The sequence below is a fragment of the Cytobacillus sp. genome, from assembly GCF_032154635.1.
Classification (GTDB): domain Bacteria; phylum Bacillota; class Bacilli; order Bacillales; family Cytobacillaceae; genus Cytobacillus.
On sequence record NZ_JALDXW010000017.1, the window covers coordinates 17,079 to 35,594 of the forward strand.

Below are 18,516 nucleotides of genomic sequence, written 5' to 3' on the forward strand. Positions count from 1 at the left end.
AGTATAGATACAAATCCACATTAAATATTAAGTATCTCTCGAATATCCTCTTCAGTTAAAGAGGAAGTATTTTTATCAGTATCAATAACCTCATCTATTAAATCTCTCTTTTTTTCTTGCAGTTCATTCATTTTTTCTTCTATTGTTCCCCTAGATACAAGCTTAATCACCTGAACTGTATTTGTTTGACCAATACGATGCGCTCTATCTGTTGCCTGCTCTTCCACCGCTGGATTCCACCAAATATCATAGAGGATGACGGTGTCCGCACCTGTCAAATTAAGCCCTGTCCCACCAGCTTTCAAGGATATGAGAAACAAATCCCGCTCCCCTTCATTAAATCGGTGGCAGGTTTTCACCCGCTCCTCTGAGGGCGTTTGTCCATCAAGATAGAAAAACGGCATATCCCTAATGCTCAATTCTCTTCCGATGAGTGCCAGCATTTTCGTAAACTGTGAAAAAATTAAGACACGCCTTCCAGAAAGCTTAGATTCTTCAATAATTTGCATGAGCTGAATAAATTTTGCCGAGTCTCCTTTATAGCCATCTACAAACAAAGCTGGGTGACAGCAAATCTGTCTTAACCTTGTCAAACCAGCAAGGATTCTGATTTTATTTTTCCTCAAAGTATCCTTGTTCAAATGTTTAAGTGTATCATGTCTTAGTTTTGCTAAGTAAGCCGCATACAGCCGTTTTTGATCTGGCAGCAGCTCAGCTGATTCAGTTGACTCGATTTTTTCAGGGAGCTCTGAAAGGACATCCTCCTTCATTCTCCGTAACAAAAATGGCCGTACCCTTCGTGCAATTGTCTTTCTTGAAAGTTGACTGTATTCTTTTAACCCTTGGAAAAGCTCGGGAAAAATCACATGAAAAATAGACCATAATTCCTCTATCGAATTCTCAATTGGTGTACCCGTTAATGCGAAACGATGAGTTGACTTTATCCTTTTTACAGCACGTGCTGTTTGGGTGACCGGATTTTTAAATGCTTGAGCCTCATCAAAAAATACAGTATGAAAGATATGTTTCTCCACCCAATTAATGTCTCTTCGTACAAGGGGGTAAGAAGTTATGACAACATCCATATCCGATACATTACTTTGTAATCCCACTCTTTCTGTCTTTGTTCCATCAATGACAACAGCTTGAAGCTCAGGTGCAAATTTCATCATTTCATTCAACCAGTTATAGGTTAATGATGATGGACAAACTATAAGCACCGGTTGCTTCCTTTCACGAATAACTGGAAGTTCTGATAGAATAAATGTAATACTTTGAATGGTTTTACCCAGCCCCATATCATCAGCTAAAATCCCGCCAAATCCATAATTTGCAAGTGCCTTCATCCATTTAAATCCTGTCTTCTGGTAGTCTCGTAATTTCGATTGTAAACGAACAGGAATACTAAAATTTAGATTCGCAGGATTAGTTAGGGTGTCAATTAATTGTCTAAATGATTCTTCCATCGTGAGTAGTTTACTATCCCCCAGAGAGTCAAGAAGTTGTATTCCTCTAACAATGGGAACATTCAATCCACTTTCAAGATCTTCATTTTGTACAGGAAGTGCATGGAGAAAACGTTGAATTTCTTGAAATTCCCTTGTCTCTAATGAAAGAAGCGATCCGTTCCTCAAACGGTAATATTTTCGCTTTTCTTCTAAAGCAGATAAGAGCTCACGTATTTCCCTCTCAGAGACACCATCCATCTCAAATTTAAATTCGAGCCAGTTCGTACGTTCTTTTTTTAATTTAACTCGAACCTGAGGATGAGCAGCCTCTCTGAAAATTCGATTTTTAACTGCAGTAGTAGCATACACTTGAACAAGCTTTTGTAATTTCGGGAGAATATAGGTTAAAAACTCATACTCCAATTCTTCATTATGTAAAAAATATCCACCCTCAGTGTTCGCAAAGGAACTATCTCCCATCAGCTTTAATATCGCATCTTCTTTCACAGCATCTCTTATAAGCAAAGATTTTGTCTGAACTTCTTTGTCATCAAGAGGGTTAATGACTATATGTTCATAGTGGAATTCAAGACCTGCAAGTAAACGATTTTTCACCCGATCTAAGTACAGCTTGGCAACTAATGGTGTTTTCAAATACTCCTTTCTAATCGAATCCGTTATTTGCACATTTCCTAATCTTTTCAAACCTGGGACTACTTTCTCCATGAAAAAGTCAATTTGGTCCCTATGAATAGGAATTTGATTCGTGTCGGATGCATCAAGCATCTGTTTTAATTCAAAAAGACGGTTACTGTCATCCCTTTTTAGTTCATAAATTTTCCCTTTAAATAATACGGAACGGTAGGGATGGAGAATGATCATTTGGTTTAACCCTTTGATTTTTAGCATATAGCCCATTTCTTCCGTACCTTCAAAATGAAATTGTAATGGAAGTGTTTTTTCAGATAACCGAAGTCCTTCATATATGCTCCCATCATATAATAGCTTAACATCTGGAGCTTTTGTGAGGAGATGTAGCAGTTTCTCCCATGATGTTGGCGGTATAAGCACCATTTCATTATGGCTGATCCTATTACTCACTTCATCTGACAAACTTGTCATATAGACTTCTTCATCTTTTACAATCTCAATAAGCTGCCCAATTATGGCATCGGATTCCCTGCGAAAACAATGAGTATGGGGATCAAATGTAAACACATTAGTAAGCTTGCATGGTCTTCCTTCTTTAATATCCCCTAAAAATCCATGGATATTTTTCACCTGGATTGAAGCAATATTTATTTCCACTCCAAATAATATGTTGTCCGCATCAATGGAAACAGGTCTACATATAAATTCTGTATCGATGACTTGTCTATTTTCAAAATGCAGCTGATGACCACTTGAACGGACAAGTTTGTCACTGAAAAGAGACATCATTTCTTCCGTGAGCCCATTTGTATTTCCAGATTCTGCTTTGAACTTTTTAGCGTCAGAAGGAATCACGCTTTGTCGTTGATGTTCAAGAACTGCAATCAATACTGCCGCTATATGCTGACAATCTTTGTCGAAAGAAGCTAACTTTGGGCAGCTGCATTCTGTATATATCTCATTGCTATTGTCTTTTTTAATGGTTACATAAAAGTTATCATTTCCTGAAACGATTGCCGTGCAGCTGCTTGAATCATAATGTTCAAAAGTTACTTTATTTGCACGATAAAAAGCGTCTCCCCGTTTAAAGGAGACGATTCCGCACATTTCTTTAATCATTTTCTGATTTAATTTAAAATTCAAGAGTCCTCCCCCTTATACTGCCAGCTCAATCTTTATGTTTTATGTTTAAAGAATAACATTATTTACTGAATGAAGCCATTCAGGATAACCTCTAATTAGACGCTAATTCTTTTCGATCAATTGCATAAGGCGGCTGTTCCATCCAGCCCTTTTCTATCATAATTTCTGCAGCATTTTCCACAAAAACGCTGACTTTCATAAAAGATTTCGTATAAAGGGCTCCAATATCATGCCTTCCATTTACTGCTAATGAATTTCCGAATGCTCTGATTTTCATCGTAAACATATCCATCTTATGATAGAGCATTAGTTTATCTGAAAATGGAGAAAATGTAGAATTTGTCACTAAATCATCAATGAAAGTAGGTGTAGGTAAATTTTCTTTAAGCAGCATTTTCATATATTGTTCTACATTTTTGGCTGTACCGTCTCTTCCTCTTTCAAATAATTCCCTAATCTTCTCATCCTTTACCACTTGCGCAAATGCCATTATGAGTGCTTTACTAGTTACATTATTTTCTATATTATCATAAAAATGTGCAATTTCTAAGGCATGTAAAGGTCGGACATGACCAAAAAAACCATTTAAGAAATCATTTTGTACAAAGTCCACTTTTTCTGGAACTGGGATAATCGGTGGCTTTATCATATATCCTTTATTCATTAATATTTCCTTTATCTGCTCCATCAAAGAAATAGTGGAATGCAAACAATGAATAAAAAACTCATTAACATCCTTACGAAAAACGATTGGAACTGCAATGTTGTATATACTTAATCCTGCCTTTGCAATATATTTTAAGTAATGAACATAGAATTCATCCTGAAATAATCTCGGGGCTCCTAGATTAACGTCTTCTGGGCCAAATCCTTTTGGTATCGGAAAGTTCTCCTTTTGAAATATTTCAGTAGTCGTTTGAATAAATTCCTTGCATAGACTTAATGCATTTTCTAGTAGGCTTTTAATGTCATTATCCTCAACATGTTGAAGATAGTAACTTAAAATACACTTAGACATGCTGTTCCCCATATAGGTTGCCCACAATTTCCCCATTTCTGCAGAACTAAGTTTTTCATTAGTGCTTGATTTATTAGCACCTAATTTAATCGGCTTTATGGGTTGCAAAATAACATCTCCTTCGTCCGATTTTTTTGATAGTATTTTCTTCCGGACGAAATATATACTGTCGTGACTCTGTTTCTCCAAAATTCAAGTTACATGAAAGGGATCTGCTCGAAAATTGTATAGAAAAAGACCGACGCAATTGATTGTCGGTCTGGATCCAATTTAATGATTTTTGTCATCATTTTCAACAATATGTTTAAGAATAGATAATTTATTGCTCCAAAATTTCTCATAGAACGAAATCCATTGTTGGACTTCTTCTAAAGGTTCAGGGTGCAGCTGATAAATTCTTTCTCTGCCTTCCTTACGTCCACTTACTAATTTTGCATCGCTTAGTACGTGAAGATGCTTGGCAATTGCAGTTCGACTTATTGGAAAATATGCAGTGATTTTTGAAATTGGCATTTCTTTTTGAGAAAGCAGCCGAAGAACTTCCCTGCGAGTAGGGTCTGCTATCGCTTGAAAGACATCATGCTTTTGTGGAGCTTGAGACACTTAGCCCTCCACAACCTTTTTAAGCTTACCTGTAATGCCAATCCACCCTTGATTCATACGATCACGAATAACAGAAGCTTGTTCTCCCGCTTTTGGTACAATTTCATTTTCTTCTTTCCATCCACCATGAATGAGTGTAAACTCTGTCTTTCCATCTAAATCTTTCAATAAAAATGAAACAAACCAACCATCGGTATCCCATGAGAAGGAAAGTTTGTGTGGTTCATCTATTTCTAATACCCTGCATGGGGATGGGCCAAAAGGTGACTGTAAATGAAATTCATAGCCTACCTCTGCCTTAAAATCATTTGGCATAAACCATGCAGCAATCCCCTCTGCATTTGCTACTTTCTCCCAAACCTTTTGAATTGGTGCCTCAATTATCACTTTTTGTTCGATATCTTTAATTCTATTTTGATCTCTCATCATAACGCTCCTCTTAGCAGTTAATATAACACCTTTTGGTTTCACGTTGAATATTATAACACCTTTTGGTTCCATGTCAAGCTACTTTATATGTCACCTATTATGTCCTAAAATGACAAAAAAAGGAGCTGTCCCACAGCCCCTTAATAAGTCTATTTTATTCGTTTTAAGAAAGAAGTAAGAGATAACTGTTCGTTTATAATGATTTCTCCTGTTTTTACAAAGCCAAATTTTTCATAAAAATAAATTGCAGGCATATTTTTGGAGCCGGTTGATACGATTAGTGTTTTTATCCCGGCTGCATTACTTTCGATATAATTTAGAAGCTTCTTTGCAATTCCTTTTCGAAAATGCTTTGGGTGCACCATCAGCCGGTGGATATCAATTTCATCCTTGTCTCTCTTTAAAGAAATGGCGCCACTTAACTCTTCATCTATGTAATAACCAATGAATGTTTCTCCGCAATTCATCAATGCAGAAATTGTATCATTTAATGGCGGGATGTCAGAATAACCGATTATTTCAGCTTCTATCTGGTACGACGGAATTTGAATGTTCAGAACATCTTCAGCAATCAATTTATTAGTAATATCTATTTCTTTAATCATTACATTTCCCTCTCTATCAAAGTAAATATGGTGTTGAACTATTTCATCATTCCCCCATCAACACTTAATACATGTCCATTTATAAAATCGGATTCATCTGATGCTAGGAATAAATATGCATTAGCAATATCCTTTGGCTTTCCCAGACGGTTACTAGGTGTAATTAATTTAATTTGCATGAGGATATGTTCAGGTATCGTACTTATCATGTCCGTCTCGATAAAACCAGGTGCAACCGCATTTACATTAATTCCTTTTCTTCCTAATTCCTTTGCCCACGTTTTTGTTAATCCAATTACACCCGCTTTAGCAGCAGAGTAGTTCGTTTGTCCAAAATTCCCCCCAACTCCTGAAACCGAGGAAGTATTGATGATTTTTCCTTTCTCTGCCTCTAGCATAAATGGTAGGACCGCTTGGGTACAATGAAAGACACCTGTCAGATTAACATCTATCACTTTTTGGAAATCCTCAATCGTCATTTTTCGTAAGGTAGCATCTCTAGTAATTCCTGCATTATTTATTAAAATATCAATTTTTCCAAATGCCTCGATTACACCCTTGATTGCATGGTCAACACTTTCTCGAACAACCACGTCAGCTTGGAAAAATAAAATGTTATCGCCGTTTTCCTGTTCTTTTCCCGATTTTTCATTAAAATCGATCATTGCAACATTTGCGCCTTCCCTAGCAAAAAGTTTAACTGCTTCTAAACCTATGCCACTTGCTCCACCAGTAATAACAGCTGTTTTTCCTTGTAACCTCATATGTACCACCCTTTTAAAATCAAAATTCAGAATTTACACATTTATAGTTTAACACACTTGTATAAGATGATTGTGGTCAAATGATAGAAGAATTTTGATAATAAATTAACTATGGCAAATTTCTTATGAAGCTTTTAATTTTTCACCGTCTAAAGACGATCCGTTTCCTTTCATATGAAGATGGATAAAGCCATAAAGAGTTGATAGTAACAATACACCGCCTGACAAAATGTAAATGAATCGAACACCAATAAGGTCTGTTAAAGCTCCGATTCCAATAACGGAAAAAATAAAAATCAACTGAGTAAGTGTTGATCGTGCGGCAAGTATTTTTGTCAAAGTTTGATCATCAACACTATTTTGAAACATTGTTTCCTGTGCCAAATCTCTCATTTGATAGGCTGGACCCATTAATAGAACAAGAACTAATGCCAGATATGGATGAGAGACGAATCCATAAATAAACGTAAGCAAGCCAAAAAAGAAAGAACCTGCCAGCATAAAAAGGGTTAAGCGACCTTGCATCCATTTTGAAAAGCGAAATACAATTATGCCACCTAAAATAGTGCCTAAATAATAGCCGCCATTTATATACCCCCACCAAGTTTCTCCCTTTCCTAGGGCTTCCTGTGCAAAGGTTAACGTAACAGCACCAATCCATATTGTTCCAACCCATGCTTCCATTAAATCCATAATCACTAAAATTCTTAATCCCTTATGTTTAAAAAGATGTTTCCAACCGCTAGTTAGCTTAACAAGAATTTTTTCCTGGGATTGAATAGACAATGACTTATGTACCTTCACTAAAAATAAACATATGATTGAAATGATTAGGAGTCCAAATGTGATGGCAAATGCTGCTTCTTTCCCTAAAAAAGCAAGCAGCATACCGCCAAATGTCCATCCTGCAAATAAAAAAGTCTGATCTACACTTGCAATGAGACTGTTCGCTTTCACCCTATTCTTTTCATCGACAATCGTTTTAACTAAAGAGCTTTTGATTGGCGAAAAAAAGCCATTAAAAAAGGAGATAATTGCTAGTACTATAAAGATAAGCACAAAAATGGCTGCCGTATGTTTTTGTTGAAAAAGGACAAATAAGCCTCCCAGCAATAGAAGTTGACTTAATTGAGCAAACTTTAACAATTGTGTAAGCTGAAATCGATCCGATACAGCAGGCAAAATAAGTCCGCTTCCCATTCGTGCGATGACACTAACTAAGGTGACAGCTGCTGACAATGCGGTCGAACCTGTTTCATTATAAAGATGTAAAACAACGACCATTGTATACAAAGCAAACCCGAGATTCGTTGATGTTTGACTAACTAATAAAGCATAAAAAGAACGATTCACTAGAAATCACCTCATTGTTTTTCCTTACATTTCTGTTGGTGCTTCAATTCCTAATAGTCTCAGCCCCTCATTTAGAACGATTTGAACAGCAAATACTAATGATAATCTCGCTTGTTTCTGTTCATGATCAGCTAAAATCCGAACTGATCCATAGTATTTATTAAATGACTTAGATAGTTCAAGTACGTATTTTGCCATTTGAGATGGATCATATTCATCAAATGCACGCTTAATGACAGATGGAAAAGCCATAAGATTTGTTATTACCGTCCAGGCTTCATCATCAGTAATGACAAACTTCTCATTGCTTTCCACATAATTCCCCTTCTTCAGTATTGAAGATGCACGTGCGTGTGTATATTGAACATAGGGTCCAGTTTCTCCTTCAAACCGCAGCATGTCATCCAAGGAAAATTCTATATCATTTAATCGATAGTTTTTTAAATCATGAAAAATAATTGCACCGACACCAACCTGTCGGGCAACTGTATCTTTACATTCAAGCTCTGGATTCTTCACTAAAATGTTCTTTTTCGCTAGGTTTATGGCATCGTTTAATACATCTTCTAATAATACAACTTTTCCCTTACGTGTAGACATTTTCTTCCCATCTTTTAGTATCATACCAAAAGAAATATGCTTAAGTCCTCCATGCCATGTATAGCCCATTTTTAACAGCACTTCAAATATTTGTTTAAAATGGAGAGTTTGCTCATTTCCTACAACATAGAATGACTGAACAAATCCGTAATGATTTTGTCGATAAATGGCTGCAGCTAAGTCACGGGTAGCATACAGAGTCGTTCCATCTTTTTTCTTAATTAAACATGGAGGTAAACTGTCGTTAATTTCTACTACTTTTGCTCCTTCTGATTCTTTTAATAATTGCTTTTCGACTAGTAACTTAACTACATGATCCATTTTGTCATTATAAAATGCCTCGCCATGAGTTGAATCAAAGTTCACACCTAACAATGCATATATTTTCGAAAATTCTTTTAAAGATTCGTCTCTAAACCATTCCCATAGTTCGTAAGCTTCCTCGTCTTCTTCTTCAAGCTTTTTAAACCAGCTTCTTCCTTGATCGTTTAAACTTGGATCAAGTTCTGCCTCTTCATGAAATTGAACATACAATTTTAGCAGCTCTTTGATCGGATTTTCTTTTACCTTCTTTTCTTCTCCCCACCTTTTATAGGCTACAATTAATTTCCCAAATTGCGTGCCCCAATCCCCTAAATGGTTTATTCTAATCGGCTTGTACCCACATTTTTCCGAGATAAGAGCAAGTGAATTCCCGATTACTGTTGAACGTAGATGACCCATTGAAAAAGGTTTCGCAATATTAGGGGATGAAAAATCAATCGTTATCACTTCCTGATTGCCAATGTTATTATTCCCATATTTTTCTTTGCTTGAGATTACTTCATGAATAATATGTGAGGAGACCTCTCTTTTATTTAAAAACACATTGACATATCCATTCATCGCTTTCGTATTTTGGAAAACGCTTGGCAGTCTCAAGTTTTGTGCGAGTTCAATTGCAATGGTCTGGGGTGCCTTACGGTAAATTTTTGCTAATTCAAAACAAGGAAACGCTAAATCGCCCATATTTTCAAATTTAGGCTTTTCAATCATATTCATCAACTTACTTTTTCCTATATAATCTTTTAAATGATCGTACAGGACATCTGCAAATGCCACTTTATACTCCATTTCTCTTTCCTCCTCAAATAAAAAAATCCCGCCTCTTTTTCTAAGAAAAAGAGACGGGATTATTGATTAACCCGCGGTACCACTCTACTTGTTTTAAAAAACCACTCCATTTGATAACGGGGTTCACCCCGGCCATCCCTACATTTCATTCAGGAAGGCATCTCTAAAGTGCGGTTCATTATCTGCTCCGTGATCAGGCTTCCACCGTCCCTGACTCGCTTTGACGTTACATATAACTACTCTCTTTGTCATTGATTTTTTAAAAGTATTTTAAATTATTATATCCCTTTGGGCAGGAATTGCAATACTAATTTGTATTTTATGATAAATAAAAATACTCTTATACAGTTAGTACTTTTATCTTTTATGGGAATAATATATCTTTCCTTAAGAAACGCTTAAATAAATATTTTTTATAATAAAGGAATGATGAAATGATGCAGCCTAGAATTAGAATAGCCATCTTTATCATTTCGTGGCTTACGGTGATCTTTCTGCCAAATAAAAAACAAGTGTTCATCAAATATTTGCCTGTTACTTTATTTTCCTCTATGATCCTTTTAGGAGAAATTTTCCTTTTTTCTGCGTATAAACTTTGGAAGGTAAAAGGAAAACAAAAAGAAATGCTGCATACTGCGTTACTTCTTGTTTTTGGACCCTACCTTGTTTTAAATATTTGGTTCTTTTATTTATCAAAAGGAAAGTTTCTCATATATACTTTAATCAATTTCATAGCGGATGTAATTTATGCATTTCCTGTCATTGCTCTATTCAGAAAAACGAACTTCTTTAAAATAAATGTGAAATCCCTTTATTTCTTTTTGATAATATTGGGTGATGCATTTTTAAATTTCGGCTTTCAAAAGGTTTTTGAAAAAATTTACAACCCTAACAAAACTGATTAGAATGATTCAATTTTTCTTATCTCACTTGATTACTCCTTATATACTCTTAGCGCATTCATAAATACGATAAGGAAAAATAAAAAAAAAGAATATAAAAGAACAATTCCCATCGTAAAGTAAGCATTTTCTTTCATACTGATTGGTGAATGTCCACTGTGTGCATTTATATGGTTTTCCGCTGCATCATAACCGGACCAAGTACCCAAAAGTGTTACAACTAATAAAATACAAGCAAATATGGAGCCTCTATTAAATCCGTCAATTGCAACTAGAACACCAATACACCCCCACCAAATTTGTTAAAGGTATATGTCCCATTCTTATAGTCATTATTCCTCCAATACTTTAACCCAGCAATGGCATAATATTAATAACAGGCTCCTCATAAGGATGAACACTTTTTATGAGACTTTTCACCTCTTCAATATTTTCGTATAAACATTTAAACTCCAATTTACATTCAGTTCCAGAAGAAATTTCACCAACATCCCCATTGAATGGCATAGATCCCGACAATGGTCTCCAAAACCCCGAAACAACTGAGTATGAAATGACATGATCGTATTTGCCTACAGTTATCGCACCAATATCATTTAGCCTATTCCTTAACTCTTCAATGTATTCTTCCGGCAATAAAACCTCAACTTTGACATACTTAATTTCCATTTATATACTCTCCTAATCTTCCTATTTATTTAAGCTTATGAAAAACTTTTTTTGAAATAGAGCAATAAGCAACCCTTAAACAACGAAAATATGATCCTTCTGCTTTCATACACTAATGTGGATTCTACTACTTTATTTAGCTATCCATTCATATTGAATATCAGGTAAATTTTCTTCATTTTCATGTCCTCTGCCTATCATTTTAAATCCATGCTTTTCATAGAATCGTTGCGCATTTTCATTTACTTCGAATGTATATAACGTTAATCTTCCGCTTGATTGTTCTTTCACTCGATCAAGTAAAGTTTGACCAATACCGATTCCTTGAAAATCTATATGTATATAGAGTTGATTTATTTCCATAGCATTATAGGCTATCATTCCAACTACCTTTTCTTTAATAAGCGCTAAATCTATACGGAAATTTTCAGGCAATATATGATTTAAAAAATATAAGTGACGATCAAAACTATGATTTTCTTTCTGACCAATTGCCTGTTCCTTACTTTCTCGCCACATCTCCACTGTTTGTTTTCCATACTTAGGTGCATATTTTATAATTTTGATATCGTTTTGTTTCACTTTCATTCCTCCGTAATTTTTATACTCTTCTCAATCTATAATTAATTATTAATAATTATTTTCAGAAAATTCAAGCATCAGACGATAAATGGAGTTCAATCAGGATACGGCTCTGTATCTTTTCAAGGGATACAATTAAATGTTCATTGCTATGTTGTTGATGGTATTTTAATTGATACGGGAGCGAAATCATTAGAACATCTATACATGCCATTTTTCCGGCAACAAGATATCTCTCAAGTAGTGATTACTCATTTTCACGAAGATCATACTGGTTGTGCAGCCTTCTTACAGAAAGAACTACAATTGCCTATATATATGAATGACAAAATGATTGAATATTGTACAAAGAAGGCCGATTACCCAATGTATCGAAAGTTATTTTGGGGAAAACGATTGCCATTCCGTGCACAGAAAATTGGAGACACCTTTTCTTCAAGCAATACAACATGGGATGTGATAAAAACTCCTGGTCATGCAATTGATCATTTGGCTTTTTTAAATCGACAAACGGGTCAGCTTTTTACTGGGGATTTATATTGCCAGGAAAAAACAAAGGTCATATTACGCGAGGAATCTATTCCAACAATTATTGAGTCTCTAAAACGAGTATTAACTTATAATTTTGAAGATGTGTTCTGCTCCCATGCTGGCTATTTAGAAAATGGGCGTCATGCCTTAGAAAGAAAACTGAATTATTTATTAGAACTCCAGGAAAAAGTGATCAATCTCTATAACAAAGGGATGACACCTATTCAGATAAAAAATATCCTCTTTCCTAGAAAATATGCCATCATCTTACTCTCTTCAAGGGAATGGGACTCTATACACATTATAGACTCGATCATTCAAGGGTAAAAATAATAGCAGCCTCCAAAAACTAGATACCTGCTATACCAGGAGGCTGACAATCTTTATAGACTGATTTTAATCTAATGGAGTAAGGAAGCTCTCAAATTCTTAACGTCATTCTCTAAATAACATTTTAAACAGGATAACATATAAACCCAGCCCTCTTTTTGTCCAATCATTTTATTAACTAGTTCTGGATCCTTTTCCTTGAATCCTGATTCACTTATTTCTATTATTGTATTCATCTTTTCCAACTCATTGATTGTAATGGTAACAATCGTTTCATTATCTTGGTCCGCTCCCCAAGCAAAGACGATTTTCTTATTTTGGTCAACTTCTAATACATTAATAACCCCTTCTGCACCATATTCATCATACCTCAATGTAATTCGCTTTCCTTGTTCCCACCTTTGTGAACTGGAGGAAAACCAAAAGTTACCGATTTTTTCCGGATCTACTATCGCCTCAAAAATCTCTTTTGCTGAACATTGTATTCTAAACTTTGTAGTAATTTGTGTATTCATTTTAAGCCAAACCTCCATGATATGATTGCATGTTTTTAAACATGATTTAATGAATGATAGATTATCTTCTATTACCTTACTGGAACGAGAATGAATTAGATTATACTATAACTCACATATAATTCATTCTAACATTATGTCAATTAACCAGACATTCCCAAAAAATTTGTCTTAATTATTAACAAAACGAAGACAGAAATTAAAATTATTTGGCTGGGTATTAAAAGATAAGCCACGATCTTTTCATACTCATTGTATCGTAAATGATTTCTTATTTTTTAAACACAAAATCTTCATATCTTTCTTCTCCAGATCCCATATCTTTCATTTTATATTGATTATTTTTGACTTCATCTTCACCGATTATAACGACGGTACGAATTTTTTCCTTATTTGCTTTATCAAGTGCCTTACCAATCTTTTTACTTCCTAATTCTAACTCAACATTGTAACCCTTATTTCTTAAATAACGTGCCAGCAGCAGCGATTCTTTCATTGTGTTTAATGGGATGATATAAAAATCAACATGCGAACTTTTTGTAATAAAATTATTTGACGCTGTAATTGCAGAATAAATTACATCTAAACCAAATGAAATTCCTACTGTTGAAATTCTTTCATTTGATCCAATGAGCCCACCTATAGCATTGTCATACCTTCCACCACTTCCAATGCTGGACTTTATTGAAAGATCCACTAAGAAAATTTCATATATAGTTCCCGTATATATTTCTAAACCTCTTGCTAAAAATGGATTAAATACACATTGTCCACTTAGATCAAGATATTCCAAATACATTTCAAGCTCTTTTAACTCTTCGATTCCTTCTTTAACGAGAATATTTTTTTTAGCAGCATGCTCAAAGTAGCTGTATTTTTTATTATTACGATCAATTAAAAATTGTTCGATTAATCTTATTGTTGAAGCGTGCAGCCCGAGTTCAGTAAGTTCAGCAAGTACAGCTTCTAAACCTGCTTTTTCAATTTTATCAAGTATTAGTACTACTTTATTGATCAGTTTATTATCTGTACCAAAGAATTCGAGCATGCCAGTTAATAATTTTCGATTGTTATATTGTATCACTACATTCAACTCAAGTTTTTTAAAAGCATCTAGTGCCATGTTCATTAATTCAGCCTCTGCAATTTGAGACTCGACTCCGACAATATCAACATCGCATTGAGTAAACTCACGGAACCTACCAGCTTTAATAGGACCATCTCTAAATACTTTCCCAATTTCATACCGTTTAAAAGGCATTCTAATTGTTGGATTCATTGCAACTACCTTTGCAAAAGGAATTGTAAGATCGTATCTTAAAGCGAGATCTCTCTCTCCTCTATCTGATAGTGTATACATTTCCTCTAAAATTTCAGCACCCCCTCCATACTTTGAAGCAAGCAATTCTGTATAGTTTAATATCGGTGTTTCTAAAGGTTTACAGCCGTATTGAACAAATGTTTCTTCTAATATTTTCGTAATTTTCTTCCTTACCATTTCAGCATTAGGCAAGTAATCCTGTGTACCCTTTACATTTTGCACAACATTCATTTTTTTCATTTTGAGTGACCTCCATTATTTTTTGTAAAATAAAAAACCGCACTTGATGTAAGTGTAGAAAACTTAATCAAATACGGTTGATTGATAAATAACCTTCCTATTAGCGATTTTTAAAATCGTATAGCAAGGCTATTGCATATGATGATGTAATTGAGACAATGAAATAATTTTCTTTAATGTAAACATTTTAGCCACCTCTTATTTCCAGTTAATTTACCATACCTTAAGATAAACAGCAAATCTTTTTTCTATTTGCTAGACGAGATAAAACGATTCCTAGCTGCGCCTAGTCCAAATATAAAAAGCAATATTGATGCACCGCTCAAAATAAGAAGAGGGATCGTCCAACTATTAGTTCTATCATGTATATAACCAAATAGCGTTGGGCCGATAGCTGCAAGCAGATAACCGACTGATTGTGCCATCCCTGAAAGTTCTGCTGCTTGATGAGAATTTTTAGTCCGGAGGCTAAAAAACATCATTGCTAAACTAAAGGCAAAACCTCCGCCAATCCCTAATAAAATCATCCACAAAACAATTAGACTTGAACTACCGTATAACAAACCAAGCGTTCCAGCTAAAAACAAACCTGACGTTATGAAAACAAGGGAATATTGGCTGGACATTCGTCCCGCTATGACAGGAACGATAAATGTAAAGGGAAGCAAAGCTAACTGCATTATAGTCAGCAACCAGCCAGATTGATCTGAACTTATGCCTTGTACCATTAAAATCTCAGGCAGCCACGCAATTAGTACATAAAACAGCATGGACTGTAAGCCCATAAACAATGATACTTGCCATGCTATTGTCGAAGTCCATACATTTACTCTACTGTCATCTGTTATCATATGAACACTGCCCGCACTCCGATTGCGATGTTTTATTTGCGGGAGCCAGGTTAAAATGGATATAAAACTTAATCCCCCCCATATTCCCAATGCACCTTGCCAGCCAAATCCTAAATAAATCGCAATTGGAACACTAATACCAGAAGCAATTGCTCCAAGTAGATTCATAGAAATGGAGTATACACCAGTCATTAAGCCAATTTTTGTAGGAAACTCTCTTTTTATAAGGCTAGGTAACAATACATTACAAACAGAGATAGCCAATCCAATGACAGCTGTACCAATATATAAAGTTGCTGCTCCAGAAAGTGAACGTAAAATGATTCCGATTGTAAGAAAAACAATAGATGCCAAAATAATAGGTTCCATTCCAAATTTTCGACCTAACCTAGGTACTATAGGTGAGAAAAATGCAAATGCAAGTAATGGCAATGTTGTGATCATCCCTGCCAAGGTGTTTGAAAAATGCATTGAATCCCTAATAAAACCTACTAGTGGTCCTACCGAAGTTAAAGGGGAACGTAAGTTTGATGCAATAACTATGATTCCAACGATCATTACCCAAACCATTGGTGATTTTTGGCCATTTTGTGCTGAATTTATTTCCTCTTTATTTCTTGCTTGCTTTATTGTACCCATGGTGCTTCCTCCAGTTGTTAAACGTTTCTGTAACGATATGTCACCTTCGAATAAACTTTAATATACTTTTATTTTTATTTAATACAATATAATATACTATTTGTAATATGTCTATCATTTTATATTCTTAGCATAATCCGTAATCTCATAAGAATAACCCCCTATCTTATTAAATGATAGAGGGTTATTCTAGATTATCTACCTTAAAATCATCATGATTAGACCCCATATTTTAATATAATATGGAGGACTACCATTTCGTTTGAATCATTTGAATAAGAATGATTCCCATCTGCACGGAAACTAATTGAATCATATTTGTTTAGTGTATATGATTCATTATTAACTTGAATGGAAATGGTTCCTGACATTACTGTCGCAACTTCTGTTGTATTCTGGTGATGTTTTTCTGGAAAATACGAGCTATTTGGTTGTAGATAAGCCCGATACATTTCCACCTCATTATTTACATTCTGGAAAATAGGTTCAATTGCCCAATTTTTCTCCTCTCCAGATATTCTTAATCCCTTCCCGGCACGTGACAAATTCACACTGTCGTCCCCATTTGAAAATAAGGTCATAAGTGGGATCGATAAGCTTTTCGATATCTTCCACAACATTCCTATTGTTGGGTTTGTGTCACCCCGCTCGATATTTCCTAGTGTTAGCTTGCTAACTCCCGATTGTTCCGATAAATCTTCAAGACTCAAATTTTTTTCTTTACGCAGTTTTTTTAATACAGCTCCAACTTGTAACACGACTTGTTTTTGTTCATCTGGTTCTTTATTCATTTTAACCTCACCTAAAATTGTCATTGAAATATCCAAAATATGATAAAGGTAACTACCTTATATTATAGTTTACAGTGTTTAATAAACAAATTTTTAACCATCTTAAAGTAATTCAAATTTTTATATTGGCAGGATTAATAAAATAATTCTTGAAATATATATTATATAGTCTTAATAATACATTTGAAAAATATGGGAGGTATAGCATGATTGAGATTAGAAAAATCAAGCCAGAAATGACCTACAATATTAGACATAGCGTTTTGCGCCCCCACCAGACAGTGGAAGACTGCAAATATGAGACTGACCATCATGCAGATGCCTTTCATGTGGGAGCCTTTTACCAACGCGAACTAATTAGTATAGCCTCATTTTGTATCGAGAAAAATCCTGATTTTCGATCAAATTGGCAATATCGCTTAAGAGGAATGGCCACTCTTGATGAATTTCGAAAATTAGGTGCTGGGAGATCGCTTATTAGTTTTGGAGAAAATTTAATTAAAGAAAAAGGCTTTAACCTGTTATGGTGCAAGGGAAGAACGTCGGTACAAGAATATTATACTAAGTTAGGTTTTCAAGTACATGGTGAAGTTTTTGATTATCCCCCTATTGGTCCACATATTATTATGTATAAACAATTATAAATAAAAAAAAGCAACATCTATTTTTCAAAGACGTTGCTTTTTTACATGCAATTTAGTCATTAAATGTATGTTACAAATTCACTAACAGGCTTTCGATAGCCCCTAGGTTTCCTGCTTGAAAGCTTTTCTTTCCCTATTGTAATCATCAATGCGACCTCAAATTGTTCATCAATCTTTAATAAATTTTTTATCTCCTCTTGATTAAATCCGATCATTGGACATGTGTCCCACCCTTTTTCCTTAGCAGCTAGCATAAATAGCATGGCAGATAGTGATGCATTTCTGATTGCCTCGTCTCTTTGAAATTCTTCCCCTCTTGATTCATAGAAGGAGATAGTATCATTTACCATGTGATCATATTCTTGCTTATTTACTATTCCTAATAGCTTTAAACCTTCATATATTTCAGCAGTCTGCTGATAAGCTTTTTTATCACCAATAACAAAAATAACTGCAGACGCACTTGAAACTTTATATTGGCCTTTGCTGCTTTTCTTACTTTTTCTTTCAAACCAGGGTCCATTACAGTTATATAATTTGTATGTTGTAAATTAAAAGCTGATGGTCCAAGCTTTACCAATTCAAAAATTTCATTTAATTCTTTCTGATTAATTTCTTTATCTGGTAAAAAATTACTTGCAGAACGTCTTTCTTTCATTAAATTTACAAAATCCATTCCCATTCTCCTCATATTAAATAATTGTTGTTGCAAACAAAAAAATGTTTCAAAAGCATAATAACTGTTCTTTGACTATGTATTCGTTATTTATCTTT

16 protein-coding genes, 1 pseudogene and 1 other annotated feature are annotated in these 18,516 nt (G+C 34.7%); of the genes and pseudogenes, 2 read left to right on the top strand and 15 right to left on the bottom strand.

All coding sequences use genetic code 11. The annotated features are described in order from the left end of the window. Window positions 1-20 precede the first annotated feature (20 nt). The 10 genes from RUH74_RS13265 to RUH74_RS13310 form a co-directional block, all read right to left on the bottom strand. Complete coding sequence (locus RUH74_RS13265) at window positions 21-3,242, bottom strand: DEAD/DEAH box helicase (RefSeq protein WP_313800788.1); 3,222 nt, start codon at window positions 3,240-3,242, stop codon at window positions 21-23. Between the two features lie 91 nt (window positions 3,243-3,333). Then, window positions 3,334-4,368: a DUF3231 family protein gene (locus tag RUH74_RS13270; protein WP_313800789.1), complete on the bottom strand. Its 1,035-nt coding sequence runs from the start codon at window positions 4,366-4,368 to the stop codon at window positions 3,334-3,336. Between the two features lie 162 nt (window positions 4,369-4,530). Beyond that, window positions 4,531-4,863, bottom strand: coding sequence for an ArsR/SmtB family transcription factor (locus RUH74_RS13275; protein WP_313800790.1), 333 nt, complete (start codon window positions 4,861-4,863; stop codon window positions 4,531-4,533). Continuing rightward, window positions 4,864-5,289 carry an SRPBCC family protein gene (locus tag RUH74_RS13280; RefSeq protein WP_313800875.1) on the bottom strand — a complete coding sequence of 142 codons (426 nt, stop codon included), beginning with the start codon at window positions 5,287-5,289 and terminating at the stop codon, window positions 4,864-4,866. Between the two features lie 152 nt (window positions 5,290-5,441). Then, window positions 5,442-5,897, bottom strand: coding sequence for a GNAT family N-acetyltransferase (locus RUH74_RS13285; RefSeq protein WP_313800791.1), 456 nt, complete (start codon window positions 5,895-5,897; stop codon window positions 5,442-5,444). A 38-nt stretch (window positions 5,898-5,935) separates the two neighbouring features. Next, window positions 5,936-6,661 (bottom strand): beta-ketoacyl-ACP reductase, encoded by a 726-nt coding sequence (locus tag RUH74_RS13290; RefSeq protein WP_313800792.1) that lies wholly within the window; start codon window positions 6,659-6,661, stop codon window positions 5,936-5,938. A 123-nt stretch (window positions 6,662-6,784) separates the two neighbouring features. Further along, window positions 6,785-8,014 (bottom strand): MFS transporter, encoded by a 1,230-nt coding sequence (locus RUH74_RS13295; protein ID WP_313800793.1) that lies wholly within the window; start codon window positions 8,012-8,014, stop codon window positions 6,785-6,787. Between the two features lie 24 nt (window positions 8,015-8,038). Then, window positions 8,039-9,727, bottom strand: coding sequence for an arginine--tRNA ligase (gene argS / locus RUH74_RS13300; protein WP_313800794.1), 1,689 nt, complete (start codon window positions 9,725-9,727; stop codon window positions 8,039-8,041). A 46-nt stretch (window positions 9,728-9,773) separates the two neighbouring features. Next, window positions 9,774-9,988, bottom strand: a binding site (T-box leader). Between the two features lie 989 nt (window positions 9,989-10,977). Further along, entirely contained in the window at window positions 10,978-11,298 is a 321-nt protein-coding gene (cutA, locus tag RUH74_RS13305) for a divalent cation tolerance protein CutA (protein ID WP_313800795.1), read from the bottom strand. Window positions 11,299-11,430: 132 nt separating this feature from the next. Next, on the bottom strand, window positions 11,431-11,886 hold the full coding sequence (locus RUH74_RS13310) for a GNAT family N-acetyltransferase (protein WP_396230034.1): 456 nt from the start codon (window positions 11,884-11,886) through the stop codon (window positions 11,431-11,433). A gap of 48 nt (window positions 11,887-11,934) precedes the next feature. Between RUH74_RS13310 and RUH74_RS13315 the strand changes: the two genes are divergently transcribed. Further along, window positions 11,935-12,738: an MBL fold metallo-hydrolase gene (locus RUH74_RS13315; protein ID WP_396230036.1), complete on the top strand. Its 804-nt coding sequence runs from the start codon at window positions 11,935-11,937 to the stop codon at window positions 12,736-12,738. A gap of 74 nt (window positions 12,739-12,812) precedes the next feature. Here the strand turns inward: RUH74_RS13315 and RUH74_RS13320 are convergent, their stop codons facing one another. The 4 genes from RUH74_RS13320 to RUH74_RS13335 form a co-directional block, all read right to left on the bottom strand. Beyond that, window positions 12,813-13,256, bottom strand: a complete 444-nt coding sequence (locus tag RUH74_RS13320; protein WP_313800797.1) for an SRPBCC family protein — start codon at window positions 13,254-13,256, stop codon at window positions 12,813-12,815. A gap of 271 nt (window positions 13,257-13,527) precedes the next feature. Next, window positions 13,528-14,817, bottom strand: a complete 1,290-nt coding sequence (locus RUH74_RS13325) for a histidine--tRNA ligase (protein WP_313800798.1) — start codon at window positions 14,815-14,817, stop codon at window positions 13,528-13,530. A 248-nt stretch (window positions 14,818-15,065) separates the two neighbouring features. Beyond that, window positions 15,066-16,238, bottom strand: coding sequence for a CynX/NimT family MFS transporter (locus RUH74_RS13330; protein ID WP_313800877.1), 1,173 nt, complete (start codon window positions 16,236-16,238; stop codon window positions 15,066-15,068). Window positions 16,239-16,525: 287 nt separating this feature from the next. Then, entirely contained in the window at window positions 16,526-17,098 is a 573-nt protein-coding gene (locus RUH74_RS13335) for a helix-turn-helix domain-containing protein (RefSeq protein ID WP_313800799.1), read from the bottom strand. Window positions 17,099-17,304: 206 nt separating this feature from the next. On the opposite strand from RUH74_RS13335, the gene RUH74_RS13340 reads away from it, so the two are divergent. After that, window positions 17,305-17,742, top strand: coding sequence for a GNAT family N-acetyltransferase (locus RUH74_RS13340; RefSeq protein WP_313800800.1), 438 nt, complete (start codon window positions 17,305-17,307; stop codon window positions 17,740-17,742). Between the two features lie 59 nt (window positions 17,743-17,801). On the opposite strand, the pseudogene RUH74_RS13345 reads toward RUH74_RS13340, so the two are convergent. Next, window positions 17,802-18,424 (bottom strand): annotated as a pseudogene (locus RUH74_RS13345) (nitroreductase family protein). Window positions 18,425-18,516 lie beyond the last annotated feature (92 nt).